At 66.0% G+C, this 14,452-nt stretch carries 13 protein-coding genes and 1 pseudogene; 11 read left to right on the forward strand and 3 right to left on the reverse strand.

What is annotated here, in order from left to right:
* Nucleotides 1-106: 106 nt before the first annotated feature.
* Nucleotides 107-1,081 (reverse strand): HTH-type transcriptional regulator CysB, encoded by a 975-nt coding sequence (cysB, locus tag ACLF6L_RS01760; protein WP_008932399.1) that lies wholly within the window; start codon nucleotides 1,079-1,081, stop codon nucleotides 107-109.
* A 117-nt stretch (nucleotides 1,082-1,198) separates the two neighbouring features.
* Here cysB and ACLF6L_RS01765 point away from each other — a divergent pair, with 117 nt between their 5' ends.
* Complete coding sequence (locus ACLF6L_RS01765; RefSeq protein ID WP_238617782.1) at nucleotides 1,199-1,405, forward strand: hypothetical protein; 207 nt, start codon at nucleotides 1,199-1,201, stop codon at nucleotides 1,403-1,405.
* Nucleotides 1,406-1,413: 8 nt separating this feature from the next.
* Here the strand turns inward: ACLF6L_RS01765 and metG are convergent, their stop codons facing one another.
* Nucleotides 1,414-3,441, reverse strand: a complete 2,028-nt coding sequence (gene metG, locus ACLF6L_RS01770) for a methionine--tRNA ligase (protein WP_238617781.1) — start codon at nucleotides 3,439-3,441, stop codon at nucleotides 1,414-1,416.
* Between the two features lie 171 nt (nucleotides 3,442-3,612).
* On the opposite strand from metG, the gene ACLF6L_RS01775 reads away from it, so the two are divergent.
* The 10 genes and pseudogenes from ACLF6L_RS01775 (at nucleotide 3,613) to ACLF6L_RS01820 (ending at nucleotide 13,908) form a co-directional block, all read left to right on the forward strand.
* Nucleotides 3,613-4,242, forward strand: a complete 630-nt coding sequence (locus ACLF6L_RS01775; protein ID WP_238617780.1) for a YdbL family protein — start codon at nucleotides 3,613-3,615, stop codon at nucleotides 4,240-4,242.
* 40 nt (nucleotides 4,243-4,282) lie between these two features.
* On the forward strand, nucleotides 4,283-4,795 hold the full coding sequence (locus tag ACLF6L_RS01780; protein ID WP_008932403.1) for a Na+/H+ antiporter subunit E: 513 nt from the start codon (nucleotides 4,283-4,285) through the stop codon (nucleotides 4,793-4,795).
* A 1-nt stretch (nucleotide 4,796) separates the two neighbouring features.
* Nucleotides 4,797-5,072, forward strand: a complete 276-nt coding sequence (locus ACLF6L_RS01785; RefSeq protein WP_238617779.1) for a monovalent cation/H+ antiporter complex subunit F — start codon at nucleotides 4,797-4,799, stop codon at nucleotides 5,070-5,072.
* A complete protein-coding gene (locus ACLF6L_RS01790; protein ID WP_008932405.1) occupies nucleotides 5,069-5,368 on the forward strand; it encodes a cation:proton antiporter in 300 nt (99 codons plus the stop codon). Before ACLF6L_RS01785 ends, ACLF6L_RS01790 begins: the two co-directional genes overlap by 4 nt.
* Before the next feature lie 28 nt (nucleotides 5,369-5,396).
* Nucleotides 5,397-6,346, forward strand: a pseudogene (locus tag ACLF6L_RS01795) (hydrogenase subunit MbhD domain-containing protein).
* The gene (locus tag ACLF6L_RS01800; RefSeq protein WP_238617778.1) at nucleotides 6,336-6,656 is read left to right on the forward strand and encodes an NADH-quinone oxidoreductase subunit K; all 321 of its coding nucleotides are present in this window, start codon (nucleotides 6,336-6,338) and stop codon (nucleotides 6,654-6,656) included. Before ACLF6L_RS01795 ends, ACLF6L_RS01800 begins: the two are co-directional and overlap by 11 nt.
* A 1-nt stretch (nucleotide 6,657) precedes the next feature.
* Nucleotides 6,658-8,112 (forward strand): complex I subunit 5 family protein, encoded by a 1,455-nt coding sequence (locus tag ACLF6L_RS01805; protein ID WP_412852225.1) that lies wholly within the window; start codon nucleotides 6,658-6,660, stop codon nucleotides 8,110-8,112.
* Between the two features lies 1 nt (nucleotide 8,113).
* On the forward strand, nucleotides 8,114-9,655 hold the full coding sequence (locus ACLF6L_RS01810) for a complex I subunit 5 family protein (protein WP_238617776.1): 1,542 nt from the start codon (nucleotides 8,114-8,116) through the stop codon (nucleotides 9,653-9,655).
* Nucleotides 9,652-11,379, forward strand: coding sequence for a complex I subunit 5 family protein (locus ACLF6L_RS01815; RefSeq protein WP_412852226.1), 1,728 nt, complete (start codon nucleotides 9,652-9,654; stop codon nucleotides 11,377-11,379). Before ACLF6L_RS01810 ends, ACLF6L_RS01815 begins: the two co-directional genes overlap by 4 nt.
* A 69-nt stretch (nucleotides 11,380-11,448) precedes the next feature.
* The gene (locus tag ACLF6L_RS01820; protein WP_412852227.1) at nucleotides 11,449-13,908 is read left to right on the forward strand and encodes a methyl-accepting chemotaxis protein; all 2,460 of its coding nucleotides are present in this window, start codon (nucleotides 11,449-11,451) and stop codon (nucleotides 13,906-13,908) included.
* On the opposite strand, the gene ACLF6L_RS01825 is transcribed toward ACLF6L_RS01820, so the two are convergent.
* A complete protein-coding gene (locus ACLF6L_RS01825) occupies nucleotides 13,854-14,345 on the reverse strand; it encodes a peroxiredoxin (protein WP_238617773.1) in 492 nt (163 codons plus the stop codon). The genes ACLF6L_RS01820 and ACLF6L_RS01825 overlap by 55 nt on opposite strands.
* Between the last annotated feature and the right edge of the window lie 107 nt (nucleotides 14,346-14,452).

A 14,452-nucleotide genomic window follows, 5' to 3' on the forward strand; every position in this document is an offset into this window, starting at 1 on the left:
CCGCGCAAGCGGGAGACAAGGGTTTTCGGCCCGTGACTGGATTCCCGCTTGCGCGGGAATGACCCGTTCATCATTCCCCCCTGCGGGAGCCGGTCTATCGGTGGATTCAATGCTCGGGCAGGTCAATGCCCTCGAAGATCCGGTCCACGCTCTCCTGGGTCCGGGCATTCAGGGCTTCCTGGACCCTTTCCTCTCCCGCGTGGGGGGCGAGCAGATCCATGAAGTGGCACATGAAGCGGCGCAGGTAGACGCCCTTGCGGAACCCGACCCGGGTAACATTTTCCCTGAACAGTGACTTGGCATCCAGGTAGGCCAGATCCGTATCCTGGCCGGGCTCATAGGCCATGTGGGCAATGATGCCGATCCCCAGTCCCAGTCTGACGTAAGTCTTGATGACGTCCGAGTCCGCCGCGCTGAGCACGATCTCCGGCGCAAGCCCGGCATTGGCAAAGTCCTGTTCCAGACGGCCCCGACCGGAAAAGCCGTGCACGTAGGTGACGATGGGGTAGCCGGCCACGTCTTCCAGGGCCAGGGACTTGACCCCGGTGAGCGGGTGCCCCTTGTCGACCACCACGCAATGGTGCCAGCGATAGGCGGGGATCATGAGCAGTTCCCGGTTCAGGGCGATGGCTTCGGTGGCAATGGCAAAGTCCACTTCACCGGAGGCGGCCATCTGGGAGATCTGTACCGGGGTGCCCTGGTGGATGAGCAGATGCACCCGGGGATAGCGGCGCCGGAACTGGGTGATCAGGGGCGGCAGGAAGTAGCGGGCCTGAGTATGGGTGGTGGCGATGCGCAGGGTGCCCCGCTCCTCGTCCCTGAAGTCTTCCGCCAGGGCATGGATGTTCTGCACTTCACTGAGGATGTTTTCGGCCCGGGCCAGGATCTGGCGACCGGCGGGGGTGACGTGACTGAAATTCTTGCCGCTGCGATGGAAGATCTCCAGCCCCAGTTCCTCTTCCAGCAGTTTCACCTGCTTGCTCACCCCAGGCTGGGAAGTGAACAGGCGCTCGGCGGCCTCCGTCACATTGAGGTTGTTCTCGACGATGGCCTTCAGATAACGCAACTGCTGGAGCTTCATGGGGACCCGGGTCTGTGTTGCTAATTCTATTGGGTGATTACAACACAAATTTATATTCTTTCAACCTGGCTTCGGGGGTTGCTAGATTTGATTTCAATCAAATGAGGAGGACCCGTCATGGCCCAGTCCAGCATCCACACCCCTGCCCAGGCCCATCATCGGGAAGTCGCGCTCAGACGTCGCATGGTGGCGCTGGAGCGGGAATTGCGTCACCTGGAAGAAGAATTGAACCAGGTACACCAAGCTACCGGAGCGCAGGGCCTGCCGAGTCGGCAGCCCCACAACCCCGGGTTCAGTCATCCGATTCCCGTCGCCGCCGGCTGACGGGCGGCCTATTTCACCCGCATGCCCGGCTGGGCGCCAGTATCCGGTGACAGGATGAACAGATCCTTGCCGCCGGGACCGGCGGCCAGCACCATGCCTTCGGACAGGCCGAACTTCATCTTGCGCGGTGCCAGGTTGGCCACCATCACCGTCAGGCGTCCTTCCAGGTCGGCCGGATCATAGGCCGACTTGATGCCGGCGAAGACCTGTCGGGTCTCGCCGCCCAGGTCCAGGGTCAGGCGCAGCAGCTTGTCGGCGCCTTCCACATGCTCGGCCCGGCTGATGCGGGCGATGCGCAGATCCACCTTGGCAAAGTCGTCATAGGTGATCTCTTCCCGGATCGGGTCCCGGGCCAGCGGCCCCTGGGGCTGGGTCGGCGTGGGTGCCAGACTTTCCTTCGAGGCCTCCAGCAGGGTCTGCACCGCCTGCGGGTCCACCCGGGTCATCAGGGGTTCGTAGGCGTTGATGCGGGTTCCCACCAGGGGCTGCCGCACCGCTTCCCAGGTGAGGGCGGGAATACCCAGAAACCCTTCCGCTTTCTCCGCCATGGACGGCAGCACCGGTCGCAGATAGGTGAGAATGGCCCGGAACAGGTTGATGCCCTGGGTGCAGACGGCCTGGACATGGGCCTGACCGTCTTCCTGCTTGGCCAGCACCCAGGGTTTTTGTTCATCCACATACTGGTTGGCCAAGTCCGCCAGGGCCATGATCTCCCGCATGGCCTGACCGAATTCCCGCCGTTCATAGTGTCCGGCGATTTCCTCGCCGGCCCGCACGTAGCGGTCATACAGATCCGGATCCGGCAGGCTGTCGGCCAGGCGGCCGGCAAAGCCCTTGTGGATGAATCCGGCGCAGCGGGAGGCGATATTCACCGCCTTGCCCACCAGATCGCTGTTCACCCGGGCGATGAAATCGTCCAGGGACAGATCGATGTCATCCACGCCGGGGCCGAGTTTGGCCGCGAAGTAGTAGCGCAGGTATTCCGGCTGCAGGTGGTCCAGATAGGTGCGGGCTTTGATGAAGGTGCCCCGGGACTTGGACATCTTCTGGCCGTTGACGGTGAGAAAACCATGGCAGTGCACCGCCGTGGGGGTACGAAAGCCCGCGCCGCTGAGCATGGCGGGCCAGAACAGGGTATGGAAGTAGGCGATGTCCTTGCCGATGAAGTGATGTAGCTCCGCCGTGCTGTCGGCGCGCCACCAGGCATCGAAGTCCAGGCCCTGCTGCTCGCAGTAGTGCTTGAAGCTGGCCATGTAGCCGATGGGGGCGTCCAGCCAGACGTAGAAGTACTTGCCCGGTGCATCCGGGATCTCGAAGCCCCAGTAGGGGGCGTCCCGGGAGATGTCCCAGTCGTTCAAGCCCGCCTCGAACCATTCCCGCAGTTTGTTGCGGATCTCCCCCTGCAGGCTGCCGGAGCCGGTCCATTCCCGCAGCATGGCGTGGAAGTCGCCCAGTTTGAAGAAGTAGTGCTCGGACTCCTTTTCCACCGGCGTGGCGCCGGAGATGGCGGAGACCGGGTTTTTCAGGTCCGTGGGGGCGTAGGTGGCGCCGCAGGCCTCGCAGGAGTCTCCGTACTGGTCCGCCGCGCCGCAGCGGGGGCATTCCCCCTTGATGAAGCGATCCGGCAGGAACATCTTCGCTTCCGGGTCGTAGGCCTGGCGGATGGTGCGCCGGGCGACATGTCCGGCATCCCGCAACCGGGTGTAGATCAGTTCGGCAAAATGGCGGTTTTCTTCCGAATGGGTGCTGTGGTAGTGGTCGAAATCCACCAGGAAGCCGGCAAAGTCCTCCCGGTGTTCCCGGCCGATGCGCTCGATCAGGACCTCCGGGGTGATGCCTTCGCTTTGCGCCTTGAGCATGATGGGGGTGCCGTGGGCGTCATCGGCGCAGACGTAGATGCACTGGTGGCCGCGCATCTTCTGGAAACGCACCCAGATGTCGGTCTGGATGTATTCCACCAGATGGCCCAGGTGGATGGGGCCGTTGGCGTAGGGCAGGGCGCTGGTGACCAGGATGTTGCGGGTATCGGATGTCATGATCTTGGCGGGGGCAGGGAAAATGATTAAAGGTAGCAGGTCGGACGGATCGGGGCCAGTTTGTCGGCCTTTTTCAGCCTGCCCCTGTAGGGTTTGATGTTTTTTCGGGTTAGATTGGACGTCGAACCGTCTGCCGTTTGCAGATGTCAATAAACTCAAGGATCCATCGCCATGACACGCCACTTCATCGCATTACCCCGACACCTGGCCTGGTTCGGCGCCGTGCTGCTCCTGACCGCCTGCGTCACCATCAACATCTATTTCCCCGCCGCCGCCGCCGAGGATGCCGCCCGCACCATCGTGCGGGACGTGCTGGGCGAGACCGTGCGGCCCGCCGATGAGTCCCCGGAAGCCGCGCCAACCGCTCCGGACGCCCGTCTGGACGGCACCTCCCGGCGTGTGCTGGCGCTGATCCTGGACACGGTCATCCCGCCGGCCCAGGCCCAGCAGGCCAACATCAACATTCGCACCGCCACCATCGACGGTCTGCGGGCCTCCATGCGCTCGCGCACGCCGTCACTGCAGCCTCACTTTGCCTCCGGGGCCATCGGCTTCACCCGGGACGGGCTGGTGACCATTCGCGACCTCAATGCCGTACCCCTGCGGGACCGGGCCGCGGTACAGCGCCTGGTGACGGAAGAAAATGCCGACCGCAACGCCCTGTACCGGGAGATCGCCAGGGCCAATGACCGTCCCGAGTGGGAGTCGGACATCCGCGCCACCTTCGCTCGGGTCTGGGTGCAGGAGGCCCCACGGGGATATTGGTACCAGGATGAGCGGGGACAGTGGCGGCAGAAGTAGCCGTCCAGGGTGAATGACTGCATCGGCTACACTTCTTTCCATGTCGGATCGATATCGCCGCCTGGCTCCCTCTCCTCCGCGCCGTTTCCTGGTCACCCTGTCGGCAGCTCTGGTCCTGTGGTGGATCCTGACCGGCGGCGCGCCCGGTGCCTGGGCCATCGGTATCCCGGTGGCCCTGCTGGCTGCCGCCTCGGTCTTTGTCCTGCCGCCGGGGCGGCGCTACCGGCTATCCTTGCGTGGTCTGATGGTGTTCATGGGCTTCTTCCTCTGGCAGTCCTTCGTCGGCGGCCTGGATGTCTCCCGTCGGGCCCTGTCGCCACGGATGCCTCTGGCTCCCGGATTCATCGATTACCCGGTCCGGTTGCCGCGGGGGCCGGCACTGACCTTCTTCATGAACGTGATCGGCCTGCTTCCGGGCACCCTGAGCGTGGGGCTGCATCGACGCCGCCTTCAGCTCCATGTGCTGGATGTGGGGATGCCGCTGCATGCTTCCCTGTCCCGGCTGGAAGATCGGGTGGCGGCGCTCTTTGGTCTGCGGCTGGAGGCTTCGTGACATGACCGTGTTCTGGCTTTTCTGCGCCCTGTTTCTGCTTTTCACCGTTGCCGTGGGCATGGTGCGGGTACTGTCCGGCCCCACGCCGGGAGACCGGATGCTGGCGGCCCAGCTCTTCGGCACCGCCGGGGTGGCCATCCTGCTGCTGCTCTCCCTGGCCATGGAACAGCCGGCCCTGGTGGACGTGGCCCTGGTCTTCGCCCTGCTGGCGGCGGTGGCCACGGTGGCCTTCGTCAGACAGCGGGGTTTGCCACGGCAGGGGGGAGATCAGGCATGATGGGTCAGGTCATGGATGCCGTCAGCATGGGATTGGTGCTGATGGGGCTTGTGTTCTTTGCCGCCGGCAGCATCGGCATGCTGCGGTTCCCGGACGTCTATACCCGGCTCCATGCCTTGACCAAGGCCGACAATCTGGGGCTGGGGCTGGTGGTCGCGGGGGTGGCCCTGCAAGTCGGCAGCCTGCCCCAAGTGTTCAAGCTGATCCTGATCTGGGGCCTGGTGCTGGCGGCCGGCGCGGCCGGGTGCCATCTGGTGGCCCAGCGGGCCCGCCGGCGGGAATCCCATCGGCTCTGACTTCCCTGTTCGTTCATGCGACCACGCGATGCCTGAAGAGATCACCACCTGGTTTTTGATCGGTTTTGATGCCCTGCTGGTCCTCACCCTGCTGGGGGTTGCCTGGCGTCTGCTGGCGGGCGGGGATCTATTCCGGTCCGTGGTCCTGTTCATTGCCTTCGGTTTGCTGCTGTCCCTGGCCTGGGTGCGTCTGTCCGCCCCCGACGTGGCCCTCGCGGAGGCCGCCATCGGTGCCGGCGTCACCGGTGCCCTGCTGCTGGTGGCCCTGGGACGGTTGCGGCGTCTGGAAACCCGGGTCTTCGGGGGAGGAAAAAAGCGATGATCCGGCATCGCTCCGCACCGGCCCTGGTGCCCTTGATGAGCCTGACCCTGGCTGGGCTGCTCCTTGTTGCCGTGCTGGATCTACCGCCACAGCCCGGGCTGGTCGAACCGGTGGCCGGCGCCATGGACCGGGCCGGTGTGGATCATCCGGTCACGGCGGTGCTGCTCAATTTTCGCGCCTACGACACCTTCCTGGAACTGGCGGTGCTGTTGCTGGCCGTGCTGGCGGTCTGGTCCCTGGGGCGTCGTGATCCCATTCCGGCCCGACCGGTGCAGGGGCCGGTGCTGCACGGCACCCTGCGTCATCTGATCCCGGTGGCGGTGGTTACCGGGGGCTATCTGGTTTGGGTAGGCAGCAGCGACAGCGGCGGCGCCTTCCAGGGCGGGGCCGTGCTGGGGGCCGCCGGCGTCATGTTGATGTTGTCGCGTCCCCGCGAGCTGCCCATGTTGCCCGCGCCGCTGCAGCACCTGGGTCTGGCCCTTGGGGTCTGTGTTTTCCTGGCGGTGGGCACCGCGGGTCTGCTGGCTGGTCACGGCTTCATGGGGTATCCCCCCGCCTGGGCCTACCCGTTGATCCTGGGTATCGAACTGGTCGCCGCCCTCTCCATCGCCCTGACCCTGGTGCTGCTGTTCCTGGGAGGGCGCCATGGCCACTGAGCCCGTCAGTCTTCAGATCTACCTCGCGTGCGGCACCCTGCTGTTCGTGATGGGACTGCATGCCCTGGTGGTGCGTCGTCATCTGCTGCTGAAGATCCTCGCCATCAACATCATGGGTTCCGGGATATTCATGGTCCTGCTGGGAGTGGCCGCCGGCGGTGATGGCGGAGTGGATCCGGTACCCCATGCCCTGGTTATTACCGGCATCGTGGTGGCACTCAGCGCCACGGCCGTGGCGCTGGTGCTGATGCTCAGGGTGAAGGCGGCCACCGGCCTGGCGCGATTGCCCCGCTCCGGGCCGGAGGACTGACATGCCGCTGGCCGCTGTCATGGCAGACGTGCTCCTGGCTCCCTGGCTGGTGATCCTGCCCCTGGCGGGTGCCTTGCTGGCGGGACTGTGGCCTGCCGCGGCCCGGTGGTGGGGGCTGCTGACGGCGCTGCTCACCCTGGTCATGGCCCTGCTGCTGGCCCTGCAGGTGCATGCCCAGGGTCCCGTGATCCTGGATCTGGGGGGCTGGGCGCCGCCCCTGGGTATCACCCTGGTGGTGGACGGCCTGGCCAGCCTGATGGTGCTGATGACCGCCGGAGTGGGGCTGGCCATCAGTCTGTATGCCCTGGGCTACCTGGGCGGAACAGACCGGGGCCGCTGGTTCTGGGTCCTCTGGCTGTGGCTGTGGGCGGCCATGAATGCCCTGTATCTGTCCGGGGATGTGTTCAATCTCTATGTCACCCTGGAACTGGTGGTGCTGGCGTCGGTGGCCCTGGTGGCCCTGGCCGGCGGTGCCGCCCCCCTGGTGGCGGCCATGCGCTACCTGCTGGTGAGCCTGCTCGGATCCATGGCCTACCTGATGGGGGTGGCCCTGCTCTACGGGGCTTATGGCACGCTGGATCTGCAGGGGTTGGGTGCCCAGGTGGTACTGTCGTCGGCCCCCATGCTGGCGGCGGTGCTGATGACCGTGGGGTTGCTGGCCAAGTCCGCCCTGTTCCCGCTGCATGTCTGGTTGCCCCCCGCCCATGGCAGTGCCCCGGCGCCGGTCAGCGCGGCGCTTTCGGCCCTGGTGGTCAAGGTGTCCTTCTATCTCATCCTGCGGCTTTGGCTGACGGTCTTCCCGGCATTGCCTCTGTCGGGGCTGGATGTGCTGATGGGGGCGCTGGCCGCCGGGGCGGTGCTCTGGGGCGGCCTCATGGCGTTGCGGGGCCCTCGGCTCAAGCAGGTGGTGGCCTATTCCACCGTGGCCCAGGTGGGCTATCTGTTCCTGCTGTTTCCGTTTCTCCGGGCGCATCCGGAGGGCTGGAAGGCGGTGGTCTTTTTCGCGGTTGCCCACGGGGTGGCCAAGGCCGCCGTGTTCCTGGCCGCCGGCACCCTGCAGCGGGCGGCGGGTCACGACCGGCTGGCGGAGTTGGGGGCGGTGATGCGGGGGCGGCTCAAGACCAGTTTTGCCCTGGGGATTGCTGGTGCCGGTCTGGTGGGTTTGCCCTTCACCGGGGGTTTCATCGCCAAATGGCTGCTGGTGCAGACCGCCCTGGAGGCCGGGCTGTGGATCTGGGCCCTAGTGGTGCTGGGTGGCGGGCTTCTGGCCGGCGCCTATGTGTTCCGTCTGCTGGGGCCGGCCTTTGAGCCGGGCCCCGCGGATCGGGGGCGTCCCTTACCCGCGGTGATGGAATGGGCGCCCCTGGCCCTGGCCCTGCTGACCATCGGCCTGGGGTTTGCCGGTAGCCCGGCCTTGTCGTTGCTGGCCCGAACCCTGGCCGGGGGAGGGGGCTGAAATGGCAACGGGGGGATACATGCTGCTGCTGATTCTCCTGAGCTCCCTGCTGCCCGGGGTGGCCATCTTCTTCCTGCGGGAGCAGCAGTTTGCCCTGCGCACGGCCCTCAACCTGGGGGGCGCCACCCTCAAGTTCCTGCTGATCATTGCCCTGTTGGTAGGAGTGTACCGGGATGGCAAGACCTACAGCCTGAGCGTGAACCTGTTGCCGGGGATCGATCTGGTGCTGGCGGCGGATGCCCTGTCCCTCTTGTTTGCCACCCTCTCGGCGGTGCTCTGGCTGGTCACCACCATCTACGCCATCGGCTACCTGGAGGATTCCCCCAACCGCAGCCGCTTCTTCGGTTTCTTCAGCCTGTGCGTGAGCGCCACGGTGGGGATCGCCTTCTCCGGCAACCTCATCACCCTGCTGATCTTCTACGAGATCCTGACCCTGGCCACCTGGCCCCTGGTGGTACACCGGGGCACGGCGGAATCCTTCCGGGCCGGGCGCATCTATCTGGCCTACACCCTCCTGGGGGGCGCGGTGCTGCTGGGGGCCGTGGTCTGGCTGACCCTGTTGGCGGGTTCCGAGCCCTTTGTCGCCGGCGGTTATCTGCGGCATCTGAGTGCCGACCAGGGTCCGGTTCTGATCATGATCTTTGCCATGCTCATGGCCGGATTCGGGGTCAAGGCGGCCTTGCTGCCCCTGCATAGCTGGCTGCCCCGGGCCATGGTGGCCCCGGCCCCGGTGAGTGCCCTGCTGCACGCGGTGGCCGTGGTCAAGGCCGGGGCCTTCGGCATCGTGCGGGTGCTCAATGATGTCTACGGGGTGGAACTGGCGGCGGATCTGGGGGTGACCCTGCCGTTGCTGCTGCTGGCCATCATGACCATCGTCTATGGTTCGGTGCGTGCGGTGTTTGCCGATGATCTCAAGCAACGGCTGGCCTTTTCCACCGTCAGCCAGGTGTCCTACATCATCCTCGGCGTGGCCCTGGCCGGACCCATCGGTGCCGTGGGGGGGCTGGTGCATCTGGTCCATCAGGGGGTGATGAAGATCACCCTGTTCTTCTGCGCCGGGAATTTCGCCGAGACCCTGGGCATCCATCGGGTGGATGAGATGCGTGGGGTGGGCCGGCGCATGCCCTGGACCATGACCGCCTTCACCCTGGCGGCCCTGGGGATGATCGGCATTCCCCCGCTGGCCGGGTTCATCAGCAAATGGTATCTGGGCCTGGGCGCCCTGGAGGCGGGAATGGCCTGGGTGACCGGCGTGCTGGTGGTCAGCAGTCTGCTCAACGCCCTGTATTTCCTGCCGCCGATCCTGCGGGGCTGGTTCAGTCGCCGGGAGGGGCCGTGGCCCGATGAACGTCACGGGGGACGACGGCTGGAAACCCACTGGATGCTGCTGCTGCCCACGGTGACCGTCGCCGCCATGGCCCTGGGCATGGGGCTACTGGCCTCCCTGACCATCAGTCCCCTGTACTGGGTGACCTTCATCGTGGAATTCGAGTACGGCTACGATCATATCTGGCGCGCCATCTTCGAATGGGAGACGCCATGACCCCGGATCTTTGGCTGCTTCTGATTCCCCTGACCCCGCTGCTGCTGGTGTCTGCCCTGGCGTTACCGGTGGTGGGTCGTCATCTCTGGCGCCTGACCCCGCTGGCGGTGCTGCCGGCCCTGGCGGGTGCGCTGTGGCTGCCGGAAGGGGCATGGGCCTTCTACCCCTGGCTGCTGCTGGGCACGGAACTGGCCCTGGATCCGGTGGGACGCGGCTTTCTGCTGCTCACCGCCCTGCTGTGGGGCGCGGCGGCCGTTTACGCCCAGGGGTATCTGGGGGCAGGTCCGGCCCGGGTGCGTTTCCACGCCTTTTTCCTGTTGGCCATGGCGGGCAACCTGGGGCTGGTGGTGGCGGCGGACGTGGCATTTTTCTATACCAGCTTCGCCCTCATGAGCCTGGCCTCCATGGGTCTGGTGGTGCATGAACAGCGTTTTGAGTCCTGGCGGGCCGGGTGGGTCTATCTGGGCATGGCCCTGATGGGCGAGGTGGCCCTGTTCACGGGCCTGATCCTGCTGGTCCATGATGCCGGCGGGCATGGTCTGGTCCGGGTCTGGGAGCAGCCGCCGGGGACGGCGGCTGTGATCCTGTTGCTGGGTGGCCTGGGAGTGAAGGCCGGGATGGTGCCCCTGCATCTGTGGCTGCCCCTGGCCCACCCGGCCGCGCCCACCCCGGCCAGCGCCGTCCTGTCGGGGGCCATGATCAAGGCGGGCCTGTTGGGCTGGATGCGCCTGCTGCCGCCGGGTAGTGTGCCGGAAGCCCTGGGCACGGTCCTGGTGGTGCTGGGTCTGGTGGGGGCCGGTTATGGGGTGCTGGCCGGGGTGTTTCAGTATCGGGTCAAGACCGTGCTGGCCTATTCCAGCGTCAGTCAGATGGGCCTGATGACGGCGGGCCTGGGGGTGGCCATGCTGCATCCGGCCCTGGCACCCGTGCTGATACCGGCCCTGGTGTTCTATGCCCTGCACCACGGCATTGCCAAGGCCGCCCTGTTCCTGGGGGTGGGCATTGCCCAGCGGGTGGGGCGAACGGCGGCGCTGGCCTGGTTGCTGCTGCCGGGACTGGCGCTGGCGGGGATGCCCCTGACCAGCGGGGCCGTGGCCAAGACCCTGCTCAAGACACCCATGTACGATGCGCCCGTGGATCTGTCCCTGGTGACCCTGTGGCTGTCCACGGCCGCGGCCGGCACCTTCCTGCTGATGCTGCGGTTCTGGGTGCTTGCCGCCGGTGGTTCGCGGGAGCCCCGCCCGGTGCCGGTGTCCCTGTGGATGCCCTGTCTGGTGCTGGTACTGGGCACGGTGGCCCTGCCCTGGGTGCTGGCGCCGGAGGATGCCTTCAAGGCCCTGGCCGTCGAGCCTGCGCTGGCGTTGCTCTGGCCGATGGGATTGGGTTTGCTGATCGGCGGCATTGCCCTGTTGCTGGCCCGTTTCCGGGGCTGGACCCTGCCCCGATGGATTCCCGAGGGGGACTTGTGGGTGCCTTTGGAGCGGGGCGGTCAGGGGGTGCTGGGATGGATTTCCCGTACCCCCGGGTTCTGGCACATGCCGGGCGGCGGGTTCACCCTGGCCCTGGTCCATGGGCTGCCCCGGCTTTGGGCGGCATGGCTGGTCCGGGTGGCCCGGGGCGAGCGCCTGCTGCTGCGCTGGGAGACCCTGGGGCTGCTGTTCATCGGTCTGGTGCTGTCGATGCTGGTGGCGATCTATCTGGGGGCGGTCATGGTCATGTCATGAATGGCCGTTAATCTGTCGGGGTTTTTGACAGTTTCCTGCGTCATACTCAAGCCCCGTTCCTGGTGATCCATGAAAATCACGATCCGATTGATGGCCGGAGCCACCGTGCTCACCGGCCTGGCTGTGCTGTTGTCTGCCGTCACCACGAGCCATGTGGCCGACCGCAGTGCCACCCAGGTGATCGAACATGCCATCGGTCAGCAGTTCCAGACGGTGGCGGATGGTCGTCAGGCACGATTGCTGGACGAGATGCAGGGGCTGGAAAATCTGCTGCAGACCCTGGCCCATGGCCGTCTGGTGCAGGATGCGGTTTACGGCTTCATCCGCCCCTTTGCTTCCTACCGCTACGAGGTCGAGGGTGGGTCCACGGAACAGCTGCGGCAACAGGTGGGTCGGTGGTATGAGGATCGCTATGCGCCCTTGTACGCGGCCCGTACCGGGGGCCTGAGCGCGCCCCTGGGAGATTGGCTGGGGGCCATGTCCCACGAGGCCCTGCTGATCCAGCGCTATTATGTGGCCGACAACCCCCATGACCCGGAAGACCTGAAGGCCCTGGTGGACCGCCGTGACGGCAGCATCTACGGACAGCAGCATCTGCGTTATCACCAGAGCTTGCGGGATACCCTTGAACGCCTGGGGTTCAATGACCTCATGCTCATTGATGCCCAGTCCCTGGCGGTGATCTACTCGGTGACCAAGGGGCCTGTCTTCGGTACCTCCCTGCGCCAGGGGCCTTTTTCTGACAGCGCCCTGGGGGCGTTGGCCCGGGGGATGATGGAGAATCGGGGGGCGGACGGGTTTCGCATGGCCCCCTTCGAGGACTTCTCGGGACGCTTCAATGAACCGGTGGTCTTCATCGGCGTGCCGGTCTTTCATGCCGTCTACAGTCCCGAGCGTCCCCTGGGCATGCTGGTGGCGGAGATCCCCGCGGCGCGTTTCACCCAGATCATGACCAATGCCGGTGGTTGGGTACAGGCGGGGCTAGGGGCCACGGGAGAGTCCTATCTGGTGGATGAACGCCATCGTCTGGTGACCGAGTTGCGGCCCATGCTGGAGAATCGCACGGAATTCCTGCGCCGGTTGCAGGCGGTTCGTCCCGACGCCCTGTCTCCGGATTTTCAGCGCGCCGCCGGCCAGGGCCGGATTGCCGGGCACCTGACCCTGGATACCGGCGCGGTCCGCGCCGCGCTGGCAGGGCATGGCGGCATGGGCCTTGAAACGGATTATCTGGGACGGGACATGTTCATGGCCTGGACCCCCCTGGAGATCGCGGGCCATCGTTTTGCCCTGGTGACCCAGCAGGATCCTCTGGAGATCATGGCGCCATTGACGCAGATGCGGCGGGATCTGAGTGTCGGCGCCGTTTCCGGAGTGATTGTCCTGTCCCTGCTGGCGGCGCTGGCTTCCTGGTGGTTCGCCCGTCTCATCAGCCGCCCGCTGAGGGATCTGGCCCGCAACATCGGCGAAGCCGCCTCCCATCAGGATCTGACCCGTCGTTTTTCCAATGGTCGCCGGGATGAGATCGGCATGATTGCCACTGCCCTGGATGGCCTGTTCCGCGAGTTGGAGTCCTTCGTGGGCGGTATCGTGACCCGGTCGGGGCGTACTGCCGCCCTGGCGGACGGCAATGCCGCCACCAGCGAGCAGTGCCTGTCCTCCGTGCACGACCAGCGGGCCGCCCTGGATGCGCTGGACGCAGAGGCGACCGCCATGGAGTCCGCGACCGATCGTATCGTCGAGCAGATGCAACGGGTTGCCGAATCCGCCTCGTCGGCTACCCGGCTGGCGGAGGGTGGCCAGGCCCAGGTGCGGGACGTGGCCGGACTGACGGATGAACTGGCCCGGCAGGTCACCGAGTCCAGCGCACATCTTCAGGCACTGCAAGTGGCTGCCGGGGATATCGATTCCGTGCTCACCACCATCCGCAAGATAGCCGAACAGACCAATCTGCTGGCCCTGAACGCGGCCATCGAGGCGGCCCGGGCGGGAGAGCAGGGGCGTGGCTTTGCCGTGGTGGCGGAACAGGTACGCGGTCTGGCCGCCGATACCCGCGAGGCCACGGGGCGCATCCAGGGCATGGTGGAGCGTTTGCACGGCAACATGCGGGAGGTGGTGGATGCCATGGAAAACGAGCGGCAGACCGCCGAGCGCTGTGTGACCGAGACCGGCGAGGCGGTGACGGCGCTGGTATCCATCGGGCAGGCGGTGGAGGCCATCCGCCATGTGACCGAACAGGTCTCCGGGGATACCGACGTGCAGCGCGGCAAGACCCTGAGCATGCGCCGGCGTCTGGAGGTTTTGCTGCGGGAGGCCAATCAGACCGAGCTGGCCATGGCGGAGCAGGCCGCGGCTGCCCGGGAGCAGAAGCAAGTGGCGGCGGAGCTGGATCAGGCGGCAGGGTGTTTCAGGATTTCATCGCCCCACGGAGCGTCGCCCCAGGCATCGTCCGCCCCGCCGGTGGCGGGGCCGATCCCTCAGCCCCGGTCGAGGGCCTTGAGGACGGCATCGGCGGCACTTTCCACCACCTGACGGGGCTTGTCCACGCCGATCCACTCCAACCGGCCGTTGTCGATGATCATGGCATAGCGCCGGGAGCGGACCCCCATCTGACTGCCGGTGGCATCGGATTCCAGTCCCACGGCCCGGGTGAAGTCCCCATTGCCGTCGGAGACCATCATGATCCGGTCGCCCACTGCATGGATGTCGGCCCAGGCATCAAGGACGAAGATATCGTTCACCGCCAGGCACAAGAGGCGCTCGATGCCGGCGGCCCGCAGCTGCTCCGCCTTGTGGATGAAGCCGGGCAGATGAACACCGGAGCAGGCGGGCGTGAAGGCGCCGGGAACGGCGAACAGGGCGCTACGGTAGCCACTGAAGAGTTCCGTGGTGGTGATGGGGTGGTCACCTGCCGGTGTCATCACGCGCAGGGTGATCTCGGGGATCTGATCGCCGACCTGGATGGGCATGACGGGCGCTCCTTGAATCAATCCGGGTGGGGCAGTGTAGCCGCTCGTTGAGTAATAGATAAGTATTCACGGGATTGTGCTACAACCTGATCATGTTCACCGGCTCC

This window comes from Ectothiorhodospira shaposhnikovii, from assembly GCF_047222355.1.
Taxonomy (GTDB): domain Bacteria; phylum Pseudomonadota; class Gammaproteobacteria; order Ectothiorhodospirales; family Ectothiorhodospiraceae; genus Ectothiorhodospira.